The sequence below is a fragment of the Arthrobacter sp. 1088 genome (assembly GCF_031455315.1).
Taxonomy (GTDB): Bacteria; Actinomycetota; Actinomycetes; order Actinomycetales; family Micrococcaceae; genus Arthrobacter.
Map to the genome: position 1 here is coordinate 87,045 of NZ_JAVDSM010000001.1, position 19,036 is coordinate 106,080.

15 protein-coding genes are annotated in these 19,036 nt (G+C 61.2%); 12 read left to right on the forward strand and 3 right to left on the reverse strand.

The genetic code is table 11. The features are described from left to right. The first annotated feature begins 24 nt into the window (after window positions 1-24). The gene (locus J2Y41_RS00390) at window positions 25-1,401 is read left to right on the forward strand and encodes an extracellular solute-binding protein (RefSeq protein WP_309925140.1); all 1,377 of its coding nucleotides are present in this window, start codon (window positions 25-27) and stop codon (window positions 1,399-1,401) included. 235 nt (window positions 1,402-1,636) lie between these two features. Here the strand turns inward: J2Y41_RS00390 and J2Y41_RS00395 are convergent, their stop codons facing one another. Next, window positions 1,637-3,691, reverse strand: coding sequence for a beta-galactosidase (locus tag J2Y41_RS00395; RefSeq protein ID WP_309925143.1), 2,055 nt, complete (start codon window positions 3,689-3,691; stop codon window positions 1,637-1,639). Window positions 3,692-3,888: 197 nt separating this feature from the next. Between J2Y41_RS00395 and J2Y41_RS00400 the strand changes: the two genes are divergently transcribed. Genes J2Y41_RS00400 through J2Y41_RS00420 form a run of 5 tightly spaced genes read left to right on the forward strand, consistent with a single transcriptional unit; the run spans window position 3,889 to window position 9,137 of the window. Continuing rightward, window positions 3,889-5,175 (forward strand): ABC transporter substrate-binding protein, encoded by a 1,287-nt coding sequence (locus tag J2Y41_RS00400; protein WP_309925145.1) that lies wholly within the window; start codon window positions 3,889-3,891, stop codon window positions 5,173-5,175. A 48-nt stretch (window positions 5,176-5,223) separates the two neighbouring features. Beyond that, entirely contained in the window at window positions 5,224-6,177 is a 954-nt protein-coding gene (locus J2Y41_RS00405; protein WP_309925147.1) for a sugar ABC transporter permease, read from the forward strand. After that, the gene (locus J2Y41_RS00410) at window positions 6,174-7,091 is read left to right on the forward strand and encodes a carbohydrate ABC transporter permease (protein ID WP_309925148.1); all 918 of its coding nucleotides are present in this window, start codon (window positions 6,174-6,176) and stop codon (window positions 7,089-7,091) included. The genes J2Y41_RS00405 and J2Y41_RS00410 overlap by 4 nt, the downstream gene beginning before the upstream one ends. 25 nt (window positions 7,092-7,116) lie before the next feature. Beyond that, window positions 7,117-7,761, forward strand: coding sequence for a Poxvirus protein I5 (locus J2Y41_RS00415; RefSeq protein WP_309925150.1), 645 nt, complete (start codon window positions 7,117-7,119; stop codon window positions 7,759-7,761). A 47-nt stretch (window positions 7,762-7,808) separates the two neighbouring features. Then, window positions 7,809-9,137 carry an MFS transporter gene (locus tag J2Y41_RS00420; RefSeq protein WP_396133422.1) on the forward strand — a complete coding sequence of 443 codons (1,329 nt, stop codon included), beginning with the start codon at window positions 7,809-7,811 and terminating at the stop codon, window positions 9,135-9,137. Window positions 9,138-9,298: 161 nt separating this feature from the next. Here the strand turns inward: J2Y41_RS00420 and J2Y41_RS00425 are convergent, their stop codons facing one another. Further along, window positions 9,299-10,753: an NCS1 family nucleobase:cation symporter-1 gene (locus J2Y41_RS00425; RefSeq protein ID WP_309925152.1), complete on the reverse strand. Its 1,455-nt coding sequence runs from the start codon at window positions 10,751-10,753 to the stop codon at window positions 9,299-9,301. A gap of 244 nt (window positions 10,754-10,997) precedes the next feature. Continuing rightward, window positions 10,998-13,025: a DUF6807 family protein gene (locus J2Y41_RS00430; protein ID WP_309925155.1), complete on the reverse strand. Its 2,028-nt coding sequence runs from the start codon at window positions 13,023-13,025 to the stop codon at window positions 10,998-11,000. A gap of 334 nt (window positions 13,026-13,359) precedes the next feature. On the opposite strand from J2Y41_RS00430, the gene J2Y41_RS00435 reads away from it, so the two are divergent. From J2Y41_RS00435 to J2Y41_RS00460, 6 genes are all read left to right on the forward strand, one after another. Then, entirely contained in the window at window positions 13,360-14,073 is a 714-nt protein-coding gene (locus J2Y41_RS00435; protein WP_309925157.1) for a DUF624 domain-containing protein, read from the forward strand. Window positions 14,074-14,262: 189 nt separating this feature from the next. After that, window positions 14,263-15,807 carry an extracellular solute-binding protein gene (locus J2Y41_RS00440; RefSeq protein WP_309925159.1) on the forward strand — a complete coding sequence of 515 codons (1,545 nt, stop codon included), beginning with the start codon at window positions 14,263-14,265 and terminating at the stop codon, window positions 15,805-15,807. Continuing rightward, on the forward strand, window positions 15,786-16,778 hold the full coding sequence (locus tag J2Y41_RS00445) for a sugar ABC transporter permease (protein ID WP_224165277.1): 993 nt from the start codon (window positions 15,786-15,788) through the stop codon (window positions 16,776-16,778). Before J2Y41_RS00440 ends, J2Y41_RS00445 begins: the two co-directional genes overlap by 22 nt. After that, window positions 16,778-17,650, forward strand: coding sequence for a carbohydrate ABC transporter permease (locus tag J2Y41_RS00450; RefSeq protein ID WP_224088785.1), 873 nt, complete (start codon window positions 16,778-16,780; stop codon window positions 17,648-17,650). Before J2Y41_RS00445 ends, J2Y41_RS00450 begins: the two co-directional genes overlap by 1 nt. Window positions 17,651-17,674: 24 nt before the next feature. Further along, window positions 17,675-18,346: a rhamnogalacturonan acetylesterase gene (locus J2Y41_RS00455; RefSeq protein ID WP_309925162.1), complete on the forward strand. Its 672-nt coding sequence runs from the start codon at window positions 17,675-17,677 to the stop codon at window positions 18,344-18,346. After that, window positions 18,343-19,020: a DUF1961 family protein gene (locus tag J2Y41_RS00460; RefSeq protein WP_309925164.1), complete on the forward strand. Its 678-nt coding sequence runs from the start codon at window positions 18,343-18,345 to the stop codon at window positions 19,018-19,020. The genes J2Y41_RS00455 and J2Y41_RS00460 overlap by 4 nt, the downstream gene beginning before the upstream one ends. Window positions 19,021-19,036 lie beyond the last annotated feature (16 nt).

Consider the following 19,036-nt stretch of genomic DNA (forward strand, 5'->3'; position numbering starts at 1 on the left):
GATCAAAGAGGATCGGAGACAACAGTGCCGGTATTTCCAAAGGGTGAAGCAGTCGCCCCCGAAGATGCTTCCAAGGCCCGGGCATCGGAACCCAAGGGCAAGCGGTCCAGGCGGCGGCTTCGCGCCTCGGCCATTATCGCTGCCACAGCTGCTGCCGTTCTGGCGCTTAGCGCTTGCGGCGGTGGCGCAGAACAAAAGAGTGCCGACGGCAAGGTGGAGCTCCGCTTTTCCTGGTGGGGTGGCGACAAGCGTGCGCAATTGACGCAGGCAGCCATTGCAGCTTTTGAAGCCGAGAACCCCAACATCAAGGTCAAGGCCGAGTATGGCGACTGGAGCGGCTACTGGGACAAGCTGGCAACGCAAGTTGCTGCCAACGATGCTCCGGACATCATCCAGATGGACGAAAAGTACATCACCGAGTACTCCACCCGCGGCGCGCTGCTGGACCTCTCCAAGTACGACATCGACACCTCCAAGCTGGACGAAGCGGCACTGAACGCAGGCAAGGGCGCAAAGGGGCTCACGGGTATTGCGGCCGGCATCAACGCTGCCACGATCCTGGCCAATCCGGCGGTCTTCAAGGCTGCCGGCGTTGCACTCCCGGATGACAAGACCTGGACGTGGGAAGACTTCGAGCGCATCGCTGCTGAGGTCACCAGCAAGTCGCCGAAGGGAACCTACGGGGCTGCTGCATACGGTACCGACGAGGCGTCCCTGGGTGTGTGGCTGCGCCAGAATGGCAAGTCGCTGTACACGCAGGACGGCAAGCTGGGCTTCGAACCTTCGGACATCGCAGGTTACTGGGACTTCCTGAAGGATATGAGCGAGAAGAAGGCTGTTCCGTCGGCATCGGAGATAGTTGAAGCCGAAGCTGCGCCGCTGGACCAGAGCGGCCTGGCAACGGGCAAGAACGGCATGGCCTTCTGGTGGTCCAACCAGTTGCCGGCGCTCGAGAAAGCTGCGGGCGGGGAGCTGCAAATCCTCCGTTTCCCGTCCAAGACGGGCAAGGCCGCTGATACCCAGCTTTGGTACAAGGCCTCCCAGTTCTGGTCTGCATCGTCCAGGACCAAGCACCCTGAAGAGACGGCCAAGTTCATCGACTTCCTGACGAACAACGTCAAGGCCGGCGAAATTCTGCTGGCTGACCGCGGCGTTTACCCCAACTCGGACGTCCGCGAAGCAATCGCTCCCAAGCTGGCCCCGGCGGACACCAAGGTGGTCAACTTCATCAGTGACATCCAGCCCGAGCTCGGTGAAGCCCCGGCTGCGCCGCCCAAGGGTGCAGGTGCCATCCAGGAAATCATCAAGCGCTACTCCTCGGAAGTCCTGTTCAACAGGCTCTCTACCGAGGAAGCCGGCAAGAAGGCCGTGGACGAAATGAAGTCCGCGATCGGAGCCTAGCTTCCGGCGGCACCGCATCAAGAGAACCACCGCATCAAGAGAACCAACGCATCAAGAGAACCACCGCATCAAGAGAACCAACGCATCAAGAGAACCACCGCATCAAGAGAACCGCGTCCCGGGCGAATCATTCGTGATCCGTCGGGGGCGCGGTTTTTGCGCGCGCACACCCAACTGAGTCGCATTTGTGCGCGTTTTGAGGCGTCAAAACGCGCACTGCTGCTACTTGGTTGGGCTAGTCTTCCGCGATAACTGCTACAGCTCCGGCGGGGACCACGCCGGTGAAGCGCGCTCCGCTCAGCAGCTCGTCGCCGTCGGCCTTCACAGTCACTTCCTCCCGGCTGTGGTTGATGGCGAAGAGGAAACTGCTGCCATCCGCGGATCGCCGCCGTGTGAGTTCGACGCCGGCAGAAGCCTCGGCAACGGCCGTCACCCCAGCTTCCTCCAGCAGGCGGGCAGTCAGCGAATCGATGCCGTCGGCGTCGGGTAGTGTCGCAAGGTACCAAGCCGCCCCCGCCCCGGTGGGTCTGCGCGTGAGGGCGGGAACGCCGTCGAGCGGGTAGTCCGTAAAGGTAGCCAGGACCTCAGCTGGCCGGCCGTCAGATTCAGCCACGTGAACGTGCTCGCTCCACAAGGAACCAAGTGTTCCATCGCTGAGGGTGACTGTGCTGCCGGGGAAAAGCGGATGGAATTCCTCGGTTCGGATACCCAGTAATTCGCGGAAGGCGCCCGGGTAGCCACCCAGCCGAACGTGGTCCTGCTCATCCACGATGCCGCTGAAGTAGCTGATGAGGACCGTTGCGCCGCCCTCTGCTGCGGCAGCGATAGAGGCGGCCGCGGCATCTGTCACGGCGTAGAGGGTGCAGACCAGAATGAGATCGTAGCCGGAGAGGTCGGCAGAGGGGTGGACGAAGTCCGTAATGACACCACGCAGGTACAGCGAGCGGTGGAAAGCACGCATGGTTTCCAGGTACTTCAGGTCCTGGCTTGGGTGCGAGTCCAGCTCGGAGGCCCACCATGCTTCGTAGTCAAAGACGAAAGCAACGCGCGATTCCACGCGGGAACCCTTCACGGATTCCACCTTGGAGAGGGCTTCGCCGAGCTCCACCACATTGCGCCAGACCTGTGTGTCGCGACCGCCGTGCGGAACCATGGCTGAGTGGAATTTTTCAGATCCAGCCTTGCTCTGGCGCCATTGGAAGAACATGACGGCGTCGGCGCCGCGGGCCACATGGGCCAGGGAATTGCGGAGCATTTCCCCGGGCATCTTTGGCTGGTTATGGGGCTGCCAGTTGACCGCCGATGTGGAGTGTTCCATCAGGATCCACGGTTCGCCCCCGGCCACGCCGCGCGTGAGGTCAGCGCTGAAGGCAAGTTCGATTTCCCGTTCAGGATCGGCAGCCACCAGATAATGGTCGTTCGCGATCACATCCATGTCCTTGGACCAATCGAAGTAGTCCAAGGTTTTGGTGGCACTGGAAACCATGAAGTTGGTGGTGGCCGGGACGTTCGGTGTAACTTCGCGGATTACTGCCAGCAGGGCGCGGTAGTAATCGATGAACGCCCACGAGTTGAAGCGTGCAAAGTCCAGCTGCTGTCCCGGGTTGAGCGTGGTGGGTGCGGCGCCGGGCGGGATGATTTCCTCGAATGAGGCGTAGTGCTGGGACCAGAACGCGGTTCCCCATGCCTCGTTGAGGGCCTCGATGGATCCGTACCGGCGTTCCAGCCAGGCCCGGAATGCGGCAGCGTCTTCTTCGCCGTAGAACTCGCCAACATGGCAGCCGAGCTCATTGTCCACATGCCACAATGCCAGCGCAGGGTGGTTCTTGTAGCGTTCGGCGATGACCCTCGTCATGGTGGTTGCGTACTTGCGGTACACCGAGGACGACGGCGTGTAGTGACGTCGCGAGCCGCGTTCCAGCCTTGTTCCTTCCGCTGTCACGGGAAGGATTTCGGGGTGTTTCCTGGCCAGCCAGGCTGGCGGTGACGCGGTAGCCGTAGCCAATGCCACCTTGATGCCGGCTTCGTGGAGGTTGTCCAGGACATCGTCCAGCCAGCCGAAATCGTACTGGCCTTCTACCGGTTCCAGCAGGCCCCAGGAGAAGATGGCGACGCTCAGGAAATTGACCCCCGCCTCCTTCATTAGCTCGATATCTTCACGGCGGACGTCTTCGGGCCATTGCTCAGGGTTGTAGTCGCCGCCGTAGGCCAGGCCATTGATGCTGTTCCATATGGACGATGCTCCGGACGGGCTTTCGGATGGGCCTCGGGAGAGTTCAGGGGAGGACAAAGGGACTCCTTGGTCAGGTTCGGCTGTGCGGGATAACTGTGGAGCTCGGCTGCTATCAGGTTAGGCGAGGATCTTGGAAAACGCTTGCCCAGATTCCCGATTGGGGATATTGTATCGATTCAGAACGAGTGTAAGCGAGGTCACTCTCCCTGGTGGGGAACCGAAAAGGCTTGCACCAACTGAGCAAGGAGGCTCTCATGATCAACAGAAGGAATTTCCTCACCACGGTGGCCCTTGGCACTGCATCCGCGGCATTCCTGTCCGCCTGCGGCCAGTCTTCGTCGTCCAGCAAGACGGGTTCTGCCGATAACCCCGTGACCATCACGTATACCTGGTGGGGCAACGACGACCGTGCTGAGCGCACTCGCAAGGCCATCGCACTGTTCGAATCCAAGAACCCTGACATCAAGGTCAACGGCAACTTCACCGACTTCGCCGGATACTGGCAGAAGCGCGCCACTGAAGCTGCCGGTGGTGGCTTGCCGGACGTCATGCAGTGGGATTTGTCCTATCTGCGCGACTACGGCCAGCGCAACCAGCTACTGGACCTGGGCACCGTGAAGATTAACACGGACGCCTTCGACAAGTCACTACTGCCCTCGGGCCAGATCCGTGGCAAGACGTACGGTATCCCCACCAGCACCAACGCCTTCGCGGTCTACTACGACCCCGCCAAGCTCAATGCCATGGGCATCGCTGAGCCTGATGGAACGTGGAACTACAAGGAGTTCAACTCTTTCCTTGCCGAGGTGGGGCAGAAGGGCAACGGAACATTGTTCGGCGGCACCGATTACACCGGTGTTTGGTGGATGTTCAACATCTGGCTGCGCCAGAACAACATTCAGGCCTTTACGGATGAAGGCAAGCTCGGGTTCTCCAAGGATGACCTCAAGAAGTGGTGGAACACTACCGCCCAGCTTCGCGGAACCCCGGCGTTAGTGGGCGAAGACAAAACGACGCAGCTGCTGCCGAAGTCCCCGTTCGGCTCAAACGTCACTGCCACGGAAGCCACGTGGGACAACTTCATGGCAGGTTACCTCGGAGATAGCGGCGCCAAGGAACTGAAGCTGGTGCCGGTTCCCTCCGACGACCCCGACAACCTGGGACTCTTCCTCAAGCCGTCAATGCTGATGGTGGCCAGCGCCAAGACCAAATACAAGGATGCTGCTGCCCGGTTCATCGACTTCATGGTCAACGATCCCGAGGTAGGCCAGATCTTCAAGACCTCCCGTGGTGTTCCGGCATCCAAGACCCAGCGCGACGGAACCACCTTCGAAGGCACAGACAAGCTGGTTGTGGACTACGAAAAGTCCATCGAAAAGTACCTCAAGGATGCTCCGCAGCCGCCCATCGTCGGTTTCGGCACGCTTGAATCCTCTTTCAAGCGCGTCAGCTCCGAGCTCAATTACGGCAAACTCACCATCGACGCCGCTGCAGATGCGTGGTTCAAGGAAGCCGAAGACCTTATCAAGCAGAATGCCTGAGCAGACTTTTGTGTCTGATCCAGGCTTCCCAACTGACGGACTGATCCCGTGACTCATACCCCAACCCTGAGCAGGCGCTCCCAGTCGTCCGCTCCCTCGCAGCCGCGTACATCGCGGAGACGAGGGGCGGACGCCCGCGCCGGCTACACCTTCCTGCTTCCTTGGCTGCTCGGATTCATTGCCCTGACCGTGGGCCCGATGATTTCCTCGCTGTACCTTTCCTTTACCAACTACAACCTCTTCGATCCCCCCAAGTGGATAGGTCTGGACAACTACGCCACGCTCTTTCAGGACGAACGCTTTCTGCAGTCGGTGGGAGTGACCCTTAGCTACGTAGTGTTCGGTACCCCTTTGAAGCTGGCGGCGGCGTTGGCGATCGCGATGCTGCTCAACAGCAAGCGCATGGGCCAGGGCTTCTACCGCTCCGCGTTCTATGCCCCGTCCCTGATCGGCGCGTCGGTGTCCATCGCTATTGTCTGGAAGGCGATGTTCGGCGATTCCGGTCCTGTGGATGAAGGCCTGTCCTTCTTCGGGATCAACCTCGGCGGCTGGGTGGGCAATCCATCCATGACGATGCCCATGATGATCCTTTTGACGGTGTGGCAGTTCGGGGCCCCGATGGTGATTTTCCTGGCCGGGCTCAAGCAGATTCCTGCCGATCTCTACGAGGCGGCTTCGATGGACGGCGCCGGTCCGGTCCGTAAGTTCTTCAACATCACCTGGCCGATGCTTTCCCCGGTGATCTTCTTCAACCTGCTCATGGAAACCATCCACGCGTTCCAGATCTTCGCCTCGGCGTACATCATCTCCAACGGTGAAGGCGGCCCGGCAGGCTCCACCCTCTTCTACACCCTCTACCTGTACTTGCGCGGTTTCAGCGACTTCCGGATGGGCTACGCCTCGGCTATGGCCTGGCTCCTGGTGATCGTGGTCGGCATCATCACGCTGATCTTCTTCAAGACCTCCAAGTCCTGGGTCCACTACAGCGGTGATTCAAAATGACAACCATGGCAACGCCCACCCAATCCACGCCCTCCACGGCGGCCCCGGCCTACAACCCGAAGTCCGAGTCGGGCACCGCCAAGCGCATCAAAAGCATCATCTTCCACATCGTTGCGCTGGTGCTTGTGGGGGTGGTCCTCTGCCCGGCGCTCTGGATGGTGGCCTCGTCCTTCAAACCGAACTCTGAAATCGGTGGTTCCACCACCCAGCTATGGTCCAACAACTTCAGCTTCGACAACTTCGTCACGGCCATGGACGGCATCGGCGGGGTGTCCACCCTGACGTTCTTCACCAACTCCCTGATTCTGGCCGTCGGCGCCGTGGTGGGCACTGTCCTGTCAGCGTCCATCTCCGCTTACGCCTTCGCCAGGATCAATTTCCCAGGCCGTGGATTGTTCTTCGGCATGATGATTGCCACCTTGCTGCTCCCGTTCCACGTGGTGATCATCCCGCAGTACATCGTGTTCCAGCAGCTCGGCTTGGTGGACACCTACGTGCCGCTGCTGATCGGCAAGTTCCTCGCCGCGGACGCGTTCTTCGTCTTCCTCATGGTCCAGTTCATGCGCGGCCTCCCGGCCGAACTGGACGAGGCCGCCCGCATCGACGGCGCCGGACACGTCCGAATCTTCGGCTCGATCATGCTCCCGCTGATGAAACCGGCACTGATCTCCACGTCGATCTTCTCCTTCATCTGGAGCTGGAACGACTTCCTGGGCCCGCTGCTCTACCTGAACACCCCCGAAAAGTACCCGCTTCCCCTGGCGCTGCGCCTCTTCGTGGACCAGACCCAGAGCTCGGACTACGGTGCCATGATCGCCATGTCCGTTCTTGCGCTCCTGCCCGTGCTGGTCTTCTTCCTGGTCTTCCAGCGCTACATCGTAGAAGGCGTTTCAACCCAGGGCCTCAAGGGCTAGCGGACGCGGAAAGGCTGAAGAACAGATGAGCGTCATGGACACCTCAGGAAATTCCCACGCGGAGAAGCCCGGCATTCCGGTCAACCGCTTTGCCCTCTTTGCCGAGACCATCCTTGCGGGCGTCATCGTCCTTCTCCTGTCGATTCCCATGGTGACGGCGCCGGCCGCCTATGCTGCCGGCGTCGCCCACCTGGAACGGCATCTCAGCGGCAGGGACGATTCCCTCCGCAGCCTTTGGAGCAATTTCCGCCGGGCGCTGCCCGGCAGTTGGAGGACGGGAATCACGACGGCGGCAGCCGCCGTCGTGATTGTCCTGAACCTGCTGCTCGCTTGGGTTGGTCAACTGCCCGGCCGGGCAGTCATCCTTCCGGCGACGTTGATTTTGGCCGCAGCGGGCGCGGTGCTGTTCCTGCGGATCGCTGCCAATTGGAGCGGGGGCGTGAACTGGAGTGGCGATGCCGCCGAACTCCCGGGGCCGCAGCGCTGGCAGGCGGCCTACGCCGAAGCCAAGATTGATGCCGTCCGCGACTGGAGTGGATCGCTCCTCCTGCTGGCAGCAGTGTTCATGGCGGTGCTGTTTGTGTGGATGCTTCAGGCGCTCTTCGTGATCGTGCCCGGCATGCTGATTCTGGCCGCCGCCATCAGGATCAGGACCGCCAACCGCACCTAAATCTGAGAGTGCATCCGACAACCTGCTGAATCGAGCTGACAACCCCCGTGTCACCGCGTCCGTTGCCACCGCCCCGTCCCTCTGACCAGACCTCGAACTCCGCCGGCAAAGACGCCATACCCCCAAGGCCCCGCTCCACCGAATCGTGGCACTACCCACTCCGCCACCACAATTACCGGATCTTCGTGACGCTTTCGCTCGTCGGCAGCGGCGGAGTGTGGATGCAACGACTCGCCCAGGATTGGCTTGTCCTGCAGCTCACTGGAAGCCCGGCCGCGGTGGGGTTGGCCGTGGCACTTCAATTCCTGCCCATGCTGGTGGTTGGTCCTGTCAGCGGCGTGCTGGTAGACCTCTTTCCGAAGCACCGAATCCTCATGGTGTGCCAGTCTGTGGCTGCACTGCTGGCCGCTGGACTAGCTGTTTGGAATGCCATGGGCGGCACGGATGTGTGGGTTGTCTATGGCTCCTGCGTCGCTTTGGGAATTACAAGCTCCATTGATGGGCCCGCCCGGCAAGTCTTCGTCAACGAGGTAGTTGGTGATGCCGGCCTGCCGGCCGCTATCGGCCTCAACAGTGCCATAGGTCAACTAGGTGCCATGCTCGGTCCCGCCCTGGCCGGCGTCGTCATTGCCCAGGCTGGCCCGGCCGCCGCGTTTGCGACGAACGCGGGGATCGGGGTGGCCGTTTTGGTGATGATCGCCATTATCCGGCCATCCGAGCTTCATCACGCACACGACCCCGACGCTCTGCCGCGGGACAGGCGTGGACAAATCCTGGCTGGCTTCAGGTATGTGAGGGCGAGGCCCCAGCTTTTGCTCATCATGCTGTTGGCGGGGCTCCTGGGAGCGTTCGGCATGAACGGTCCGGTGGTCCTTGCAGCATTCGCTGACCGTGTGTGGCACAGCGGTCCTGCCGGATTCGGGCTCTTCAATATGGTCAGCGCCTTGGGAGCCTTGGCTGGTGCTCTTCTGGCTCCCCGGATCAAGCACTTGGGCCGCAAGGGGATCGTGGGTAGTGCCGCACTGTTCGGGTTCACGCAGTTCCTTGCCGCGCTCATGCCTACTCAGGAATTGTTCGTAGCCATGCTCGTGGTGGTTGGCTTCATGACGCTCATGTTCCTCACTAGTGCGGCCACCAGCGTCCAACTCGAAGCCGGCCCAAGCGTGCGGGGCAGGGTCTTGGCCCTCTACTTTCCACTTCTCCTGGGCGGGCATGCCTTGGGAGGCTTGCTCGCTGGCTGGCTCACGGAAGATTTCGGCGTGCGTACCGCATTGCTGGTCACCGGTGCATTGGGGATGATATCCGCTGTGGTGATCGGGTTGCTGCTGTGGATGTACTCCCGACGGCAGAAACACGGTGAACTCCCAGCGGTCTGAGAGTTGTTGCTTTCTTTTGTGCATAGTGACGCGAAGGCAGCTCCCCGCAGGCTTCATCGGACGGTACGGTAACACTACGTTTCAGTTGGGGGGAGGTCCACTCCAACCGGCTCTCTCACACTGACGCCGCCAGAAGGCCACGGCGGGCTGCTTCGCCGAGGTCAGGCTGAGAAGGCTTCTTCGTTGGCGGCAGCCTTGACCGATTCAGCCAGGGTGGTGTCGTGGCGCGAGATGAAATAGTGCACCGTACCCGCCACACCTGCCCCGATAAACCATGAGAAGGCAGCGGCAGCGGCAAACGCAGGAACCAGCGCGAGGATCACAGCCGGGACGGCGGAGACGATAAACGAGAGGAGCGCTTTCTGGTTCCAGCCGTGGGTGTACGTGTAGTATCCCTCTTCCCTGAAGAGGTCCCGCACCAGCACTCGCTGCTTGCGGAGTACGTAGTAGTCAACCATGATGATCCCGAACAACGGCCCCAGTAGAGCCCCAAGTCCACCGAGGAACAGGTTGATGACCACCGGACTGTTGAACAGGTTCCAGGGCGTAATGACAAGTGCGATCGTCGCGGCGATCAGCCCGCCGCGCCGGAAGTCTATCCGTGAGGGCCAGGCGTTCGCGAGGTCGTAGGCCGGTGACACGAAGTTTGCCACGACGTTGATACCGAGTGTTGCCACGGCGAAGGTGACAGCGCCGAGTAAGAGAGCCCAGATGTTGTCGATCCGCCCAACGATCTCAACGGGGTCGTAGATGTACTCCCCGTACACCTTGAAGGTCCCGGCGGTGACGACGACCGAAACGATGGAAAAGGCGATGAAATTGACCGGCAGCCCCCACAGATTGGCTGTGCGCACGGCCTTGCGGGAAGGCGCGAACCGGGAGAAGTCGCAGAAATTGAGCATCAAGGTGGAGAAGTACGTCACCGTCAGTGCTGTGGCGGCGAAAAACGCGTGGGCGACTCCCCATGGCGCATTGCCCCCGGGCAGGTCGAGGGAAATGTTCCACCCCGCACGGATCAGGATGTAGACCACCAGCACGCCCATCACGGCCCAGACGGCAGGTCCGGCCCAGTCCTGGAACCGCCGGATGGTCTCCATGCCGTTTCGGAGCAGAAGAAGCTGGAGCGACCACATCAGCAGGAAGGCCAGCCAACCAAGCGTGGATTCGCCCAGGAAGTTGTTCTCAGTGAGGCCCCGGAGGTCCGGCCAGATCTCCAGTGCGATGACGATGACGGCGCGGGAGGCCAGCCATGTCTGGATCCCGTACCAGGCAATCGCCACCAGTGCACGAATCAGGGCAGGCAGGTTGGCGCCGAACGTTCCAAACGAGATCCGGGCGAGCACGGGATAGGGAACTCCGGTCTTCTGGCCGGCGTATCCGGAGAAATTCATCAGCACAAAAACGATCGCAATCCCGGCAACCAGTGCAAGGAACACCTGCCAAGCACCAAGCCCAAGCGCGAAGAGGCCCGCCGCGAACGTATAGCCGCCCAGCGAATGAATGTCCGACATCCACATCGCAAACAGCGAATAGAAACCCCACGTACGGTGCTCCGCCGGTGCGAGGTCTTCGTTGTACAGACGCCGGCTGACCCCCGGCGGAATGACGTGAGACACCTGGCCCTCGCTTCCCAAACGCCTACATTGGTACCAATGTACTCAGCGATGCAGGCGGGAAATAGACCTGTTGAGGCTCAGCATCCAGGTTCGACGGGCACGAACCTCCACGTTCCCGGCGAAGCGTCAAACGTATGGTCCCGAGCCGCTTCAAAGATCTGGGCTTCCTGCTGTCCGGAACGCGTGGCGGCATGGCCTTGGATGGTCAGACTCGCGGCCCTGAGACCGGACGTGGCGCCAGGCCTCACAGATCGGCCACCAAGCGTTGGATTTCCTGGAGATCCAGCCTTCCGTCACTGATCCAGACGGAGTTGGTGCGCTTGACGGTGGATCCGGCTGTGAGCTCAACTGCCTTGTCCCAAGCGAGGGCCGAGCCGACGGCCGGGTATTCGGACAACCGGACGAACCATGGGTCCGGCGATTCCGGTGGCGCGGCAAAAACCAGGGTGGCAGGGCCGCCGTCGAACTCTCCCGTCCACGCCAGCCACGGCGCAACGGAACCATGCACGGCAGGCTCCCCGTCACTTGTTGAGGAGAAGACGCGCGGCGAGCCATTGACAGGAAGACGCCAGAAGAAGCCGCCGTAGCCGCTGCCCGGGGCACCATGCGAACCGGGGCTGCCGAGTGAAACATCGACGACGGCGAGCAGTTCCGTCCCGATGTCGAGGCGCCAAGTGCGCGAGTCAACATCGGTCCGCCGGTATGTTCGTCGCTCCTCGAGGACCAAGCTGCCGTCGGAGGCCAGCCAGTCGAGTTCAAGGGTCGTCCGGTCGCCTTCACGGGTGATCTTCGCTGCTTCAATGCGGCCGTGGTCCAAGAGGTCCACATACTTCCCAGCCGATCGGCGGTAGCTCCGGCCGCCCCAGAAGTTGCTGCCATTGACGTCTTGCAGGGCGAATCCCGCGCCGAGATGCCAAACGTGATCCGCCGGCAAATGATCGGTCACCACGGTGCCGGACACCGTGGAGACCGGGTGGAGATACGGCCGGGGCGAGAGCTCGGTTTCGAGGTCCGCTCCGCTGCGAAGGGTGGCCGCAGGGTTGTTCCCTGAGGAGAAGAGAGGCTCCGCGCCCGTAGTGGTCGGACGGGCCCAAGGGAGGCCCAATTCGCTGAAGGTGGCGTGGGCGCGGGTGGCACGATCCAGGATTTCCTCGATGCCCGGGATGACGGCGTGGGCCTGATCGCCCTGGCCAACCCAGTAGACACTGGTGTGGGGAATGAGCGCGGGAGCCTCGGCGGTGCGGATGGCCTCGAGGACACGCATGAAGGCGCCGCTGTGATCCAAGGGGCTCAGGAGCGGCGTTCCGGACGACAGGTGCTGGAGCAGGTTTTCGGTGAGGTCGTCGCGGCCGAAGGTGCGGGTCGATTCGCCGTCGCCGTTGCGTACTGTGACACGGTCCTCCGTGTAGTGGAACACGGCAGTTCCTTCCGTTCCGTGGAGGGTGACGTAAGGTTCCACGGACTCGGCGGCGCAAAGCGTCAGGGCGCAGGTGATGGGCAACCCGTCCACGGTCCGCATCCGGATCACTGAGGTGTCATCGGCTTCGATGTCGTTGGCGCGGTAGAGGTCGGTTTCCACCGAAGCGAGGTCGCTTGCGGTGCGGGCGCCGGCGATGCGCAAGGCCGTGGCAATGGCGTGGGCAAGCGGGTTCGTGGCCACACCGTCCACGACGTCCACCCCGTCCAGGCTGCGCTTTCCAGCCCATCGCGACCGCTTGTAGTAGGCGCGGTCCCGAACCCATCGGCCGGTAGCCGAGATTCCTTTGAGGGTTCCAATACCGGGGAGTTCGTCCGTGGCTTCGCCGCTGGCCAGGCGTTCAAGTGCCTTGATGGCGTGTGAACCAAGGCTTTGGAATCCGATTTGGACGCTGCGGCCGGCAGCGGTGGCGGCTTCCTGAAGTCGATGGAAATCCTGCATGGACGCGACCGGGGGTTTCTCCAGATAAAGGTCCGCGGCGGAGGCGAGCACTGCGAGTGCCAGCGGCGCATGGGTCTGGATGGGAGTTGCCACGATGATGACGTCTGGCTGGTGTCCACCGGCCAGCAGGGCATCCAGGTCGGCGTGAATGGCGGTGTTCTCCGGCAACGCGCCGGGTGCCGGAGGGTTGGGATCCGCTACAGCGACGAGGTCCACCGTTCCCAAATGGCCAAGACGCTCAAGGTTGCCCAGATGGTGTGCTCCGAAGCCGTGAACACCAACCAGGGCTATTCTCGCCGGGGCTCTCCCGGGCGTCTTGGTGCTCAGGGCTGATTCGTCGGACGGCTTGTCCATGGTTCTCCTCTGCTGGCGCTGCAACGAGGCTATGACGCCGTCGTCAAGGTAATTCGTGAAGTGTCCCAGCGGGTTCAGGCTACACCTAGCAAGCGCTTTCCCAGACCCGGCTGAGCCCAGTGTAGCGCGGATTTGGCTTGAATGTAACGATTCAAGAATTGTCTTGACTCTCGCGAGGGGATGCGTCTAGATTTTCGGGAAAGCGTTTACTGACTGTGACGCGGCCCACCCGGGCTACCCTGATCGGCTCGCATGACTCGTTGTTCTGCCACTTCGCAACAACTTTTCCTGCCAGTCGATCGGGCTTCTTCTGCAACGATGGAGAGGGGATGCCATGGCGTCTGCCGCCTTCGGCTTTAAGGCCTACACGCTCTTTGACACGCTCTTGTGGATTGCATGCCTGAATATCCTGTGGATCATTTTCACGGTACTGGGTGGCGTTGTCCTTGGGTGTGGCCCCAGCACTGTGGCAGCTCACATCCTGGTTCGCGAGAAGGTGCGCGGCGATGCCGTGCCGCTTGTGCGCCGCTTCGCCCGCGAGTACTTCAAGAACTTCGGCAAGGGGAATGCTCTTGGGTTGCCTGTGCTCATGGTGGGCGTAGCGCTCGTCCTGAACTGGGGGTATTTCTCGGCGGGCTGGGACTTTGGCTCGCAAGTAGCGTCGGCGGCGATCTTCGTCGCTGCCCTGTTTGCTGCCGGGGCGTGCTGCTACCTCTTCCCGATGTTCGCCCGCTACACCTTGCCGTTGCCCCAGTACTTCCTGATGTCCTCACGCTTTGCCATGAGGCACCTCGCCGGTACTGCCATTCTCCTTTTTGTGACTGCGGCCGCCGTGTTTGTTTGCCGTTCGGTGCCCGGATTGATTCCGTTCTTTGGGGTCGGGGCGTGGCTCTATGTCACCGGGTGGCTGTGCGATCGCTTCTTTGCTGCCAATGACCACGCCATGGCCGCGGGCGAAGCGGTCGGGACCGAGGTCCTCGTAACCCCGGCAGCGGCAACCCCGGCAACTGCCGCCCCAGCCGTCAGGCGGGAGGGCAACCTTGTCTGAGGCTCCACGCAACCGCCCTCCCGTTGATACCAGGATGCTCCTTCATCGCTCCTTGGACACCCCGGTCGCCGGCATGAATGAAACGTATCAAAACGAATCGTCACTGTGGAGTTTCAAGAGCTTTCCTGCCAACTCCGCAGATACACCCTCGATCTCAACCAACCCCGAAGAAGTGGAAAAGGAACAGCAATGACCAACAACGTCCTGTCCCGTAAGAAACCAACGCTGGCAGCCGCCGTCGTCGTCGCTGCCGCCTTTGCCCTGACCGCCTGCGGTGGCGAAGCGCCGGCGTCGGACCTCTCATCCGTGAAGATCATGGCGCCCTTCCTGGAGGCACAACCGCCGACGCCGGACGGCGCCGTGCAGAAGAAGCTTGAAGAGCTCACGGGCAAGGACATCAACATCTCGTGGGCGCCCAACGCCTCCTACGAGGACAAGATGAACATCACCTTGGCCTCCTCCGAGATCCCGAATGTCCTGGTGGTCCAGGGCAAGTCGCCGGGCTTCGTGAAGAACGCAGAAGCCGGGGCGTTCTGGGACCTCACCGAAAAACTGAAGGACTACCCGAACCTGAAGACCACGTTCCCCGAAGTCCAGCAAAACGCCAGCGTCAACGGCAAGGTTTACGGGGTTTTCCGGGCTCGTAATCCGATCCGCGCCGCCGTGATGTTCCGCCAGGACTGGCTGGACAAACTGGGTCTGAAGGCGCCGGAGACCACCGAAGAACTGTACAAAGTGGCCAAGGCATTCACCGAGCAGGATCCGGATGGCAACGGCCAGAACGACACCTACGGCATCACGATTCCCAAATGGGGCGCCCTGGGCACCAACAGCCCCTACGACATGATCGAGACCTGGTTCGGCGCCGGAAACCGCTGGACCGAGCGGGACGGCAAGCTGGTGCCGAGCTTCGAAACCGAGGAATTCCTGCAGGCTGATCGCTTCATCAAGAAGATGGTGGACGAGAAGCTCATCAACCCCGACTTCGCCACCTTCGATCCCACCAAATGGAATGAACCCTTCTTCAACGGCAAGGGCGGCATTATTGTCGACGTCGACTCCCGGGTCAGCGTACTGATCAACCTTTTCAAGCAGGCCAACCCGAGCGACTTCCAGAACAAAGTGGGCTTCGTAGGCAGCCTTAAGGGCCCGGACGGTGAACTGCACGCCCACCCGACCGACGGCTACTCCGGCTTTCTGGCCATCCCCAAGTCCAGCGTCAAAACCGAAGCCGACCTGAAGAACGTCCTGACATTCCTGGACAAACTCAACAGCAAAGAAGTTGCTGTACTTCTCAACAACGGCATCGAGGGAGTCAACTTCACGGTTGAGGACGGCCTCGCCGCCACCATCAAGCCGGAAACGCCGGAGGGCAAGGTAGTCAACACCGACATCAAGAGCTACGCGCAACTTGGAACCAACGTCACGGGGAACAACTTCTACCCGGTGAAGCAGGCGTCCGAGTACGAGCAGAAAGTCTTTGACGATCGCGTTGCAGTGATGGCAAACGACCTCAAGAGTGCCGTATACAACCCGGCCGCGGCCTTCGTTTCCCCCACGTATGTAGCCAAGGGCGCGCAACTGGACAACATTGTGGCCGATGCCCGCATCAAGTACCTGGCCGGGCAGTTGGACGAGCAGGGCTTAAAGGATGCCATCAAGCTGTGGAACACCAGCGGCGGTGACAAGGTCAAAGAAGAAATAAACAAGCTGTGGCAGGACACCAGGAAGTGACCGCCCCGGTCGTCGAAGCCAAGGCCCCGGAGCGGGCGGCCAGCGTGCCGCCCGCCCCGGCGCGGCGACGCAGCTTTGCAGTCCACTTTGCACATTACAAATGGTTGTATCTTCTCCTCCTGCCCGGCGTCCTGTACTTCGCAGTGTTCCGGTACGGTCCCATGTACGGGGTGTCCATCGCCTTCAAGGACTACGTTCCGTTCCTGGGCGTCAACGGCAGTCCATGGGTGGGATTGACGAACTTCACCGATTTCTTCGCCAACCCGGACTTTCCGCGGTTGCTGGGCAACACACTGATCCTGGCTTTCCTGAACCTGGGGATCGCCTTCCCGCTGACCATCGTCCTGGCATTGCTGCTTAACGAGGTCCGGCTTTCGGTTCTGAAGCGAACCGTCCAGACACTCGTCTACATCCCGCACTTCCTGTCCTGGACCATCGTGGCGTCCCTGAGCTTCCTGCTCTTCGCCCTGGACATCGGACCGTTGTTCCAGTTCGTCAACGGATTGTTCGGCACCAACGTGGACATCCTGTCCGATCCGAACTGGTTCCGGCCGCTGATCGTGCTCCAGGAAATCTGGAAGAACACCGGTTGGGGAACAATCATCTTCCTGGCGGCACTGGCTACCGTGGACCAGGACCAGTACGAGGCCGCAATTATCGACGGCGCCGGCAGGTTCCGGCGCGTCTGGCACATCACCTTGCCCGGCATTCGGTCCACCATCATCGTGATGCTGATCCTGGCCATAGGGCAGATGCTCAACACCGGCTTCGAGCAGATCTACCTCATGACCAACGCACTCAACCGCAGCGTGGCCGACGTCTTTGATACCTACGTGTACTTCGTAGGCATCACACAAGGCGCCTACAGCTACAGCACCGCCGTCGGGCTTTTCAAGTCTTTGGTGGGCATCGTACTGATCTTCGGCACCAACTGGCTGTCCAAGCGGTTCAACCAGAGCGGACTTTTCTAATGAAGATTCACAACACGCGCGGCGGGCGGATTTTCGATGCCGCCAACTACGTTTTCCTGTCCCTGATCGGCATCATCACCCTGTTGCCTTTCGTCTACGTCCTGGCAGGATCCTTCGCCAACGAAGCAGAGATCACCCGACGGGCGTTCTTCGTCTGGCCGGAGCAATTCACGCTGGGGGCGTATGAGTACATCTTCTCCACGCCGGCATTTACCAAAGCCCTGATCACCACCGTGCTGGTCACGCTGGTTGGGACGCTGGTGCAACTGGTCCTCACGGTCACCATGGCCTACCCGCTGGCCAAACGTGGACTTCGGGGCCGGAAACTGATCCTGTCCCTGGTGGTTTTTGCCATGGTCTTCTCAGGCGGCATGATTCCAACGTTCCTCCTGGTGAAGGACCTGGGCCTGCTCAACAGCTACTGGGCGCTCATTCTGCCCGCGGCCATCAACCCGTTCAGCCTGATCATCATCAAGAACTTCTTCCAGGAACTCCCCGCCGAGCTCGAGGAATCGGCCAAGATGGACGGCGCGACGGAGATCGGAATCCTCTGGCGGATCCTGCTGCCGCTGTCCAAGCCGGTGTTGGCCACGTTTGCGCTGTTTTACGCGGTGGGTATTTGGAACGACTTCATGTCCCCGCTTTTGTACCTCAGCGACAACAACATGTGGACGCTTCAGATGTACCTGCGCCAGGTCACCGCCGCCTCGGATCTCCTTGGCACCGGCAATGTGGATCCGTCATACATTCCGCCAGAGCAAGGCATCAAGTTTGCCGTGATCGTGGTGGCAACCCTGCCCATCCTTATCTTCTACCCGTTCCTGCAGAAGCACTTTGCCAAGGGAATGCTGATCGGTTCGGTTAAGGGCTAGCAGCTCCTTGATGAAAGGAAAATCATGAAAATCCTCCTCGCGGGCGACTCCACTGTGGCAGCCTGCCCCAGCTACGAATACCCGATGAGCGGTTGGGGAGCCCACCTCGCGCCCGAAACCTATTGGTGGGCTGCGGTGCACAACTATGCCAAGGGCGGTGCCACTACAGAGTCGTTCCGCGATGAAGGCCTCTGGTATCAGCTGCTGGGCCAGACCGTTAAGGGCGACCTCGTGCTGATCCAGTTCGGGCACAACGACCAAAAGCGCGGGCATCTCGCTGCCCGAACGGGCTATACGGAGAACCTGAAGCGGATGGTGGCCGATGTCCGTTCCAAGGGCGGCATTCCCATTCTGTGTACACCGGTGGAACGCCGGAACTTCCCGGATGGAACGCTGCAGCAGACGCTGGGTGACTATCCCGCCGTCGTGCGTGAACTTGCCATGGAGCTGGGGTTGGACGTCATCGACCTCAACCAGTGGACCTGCGCGCTGTACCAGGAACTGGGGGAGGAGGGGTCCAAGGAGCTGTTCTTCCACTTCGCTCCCGGCGAGCATGCGCACTGGGCTGGCGGCCTTGAGGACAACACGCACTTCCATGAGACGGGTGCGCGCCGGATTGCGGTGTACGTCGCGGAGCAGCTCGAAGCGCTCGGCTATGGGTTGGCCGCCACCCTCAAAGCTGGAGTGGGCGCTTGATCTACTCCAACCCCTTGCGGGGTCCTTCGGATATCGCTGGTTGGGTCGCCGAAGGGCCGGTCCAGTTCGGAGTGTACGACGACGGCGGCCCGGATTTGGGCGCCGACGGAACCAGGGCGCTGGTTCTGTCGGGCTCCCTTGACCCAGAGGAACACGGAGACCATGCCCACTGGACCCTCTGGTGCCCTGAGGAAATCCCGGACCATGTCCGGATCGGATGGGAGTTCCTTCCGCTTGAGGAACCAGGCCTGGCCATGGTGTTCTTCTCCGCGCGGGGGCACGATGGCAAGGATCTGTTCTCCGCTTCGCTGGCACCGCGGACCGGTTACTATCCGCAGTACCACTCGGGGGATATTGATGCGCTCCACATCTCCTACTTCCGCCACAAATACGCCGCGGAGCGTGCCTTCAGGACGTGCAACCTGCGCAAAAGTGCCGGCTTCGAACTTGTAGCGCAGGGAGCGGACCCCCTTCCTCCAGCTGAAGATGCAGGCGGCTTTTATCGGATGGAAGTCATCAAAGCTGGTCCCCGTGTGGCCTTTTCGATTAATGATTTGCCCCTCTTCGACTGGGTGGACACCAGCCAGGAACTCCTGGGCGGCGGCTACTTTGGAATCCGCCAAATGGCCCCTCTGCGGGCGGCTTACCGAAACCTCTTGATCACTCCCTTGTAAGTCCCCGTCCTGGTGA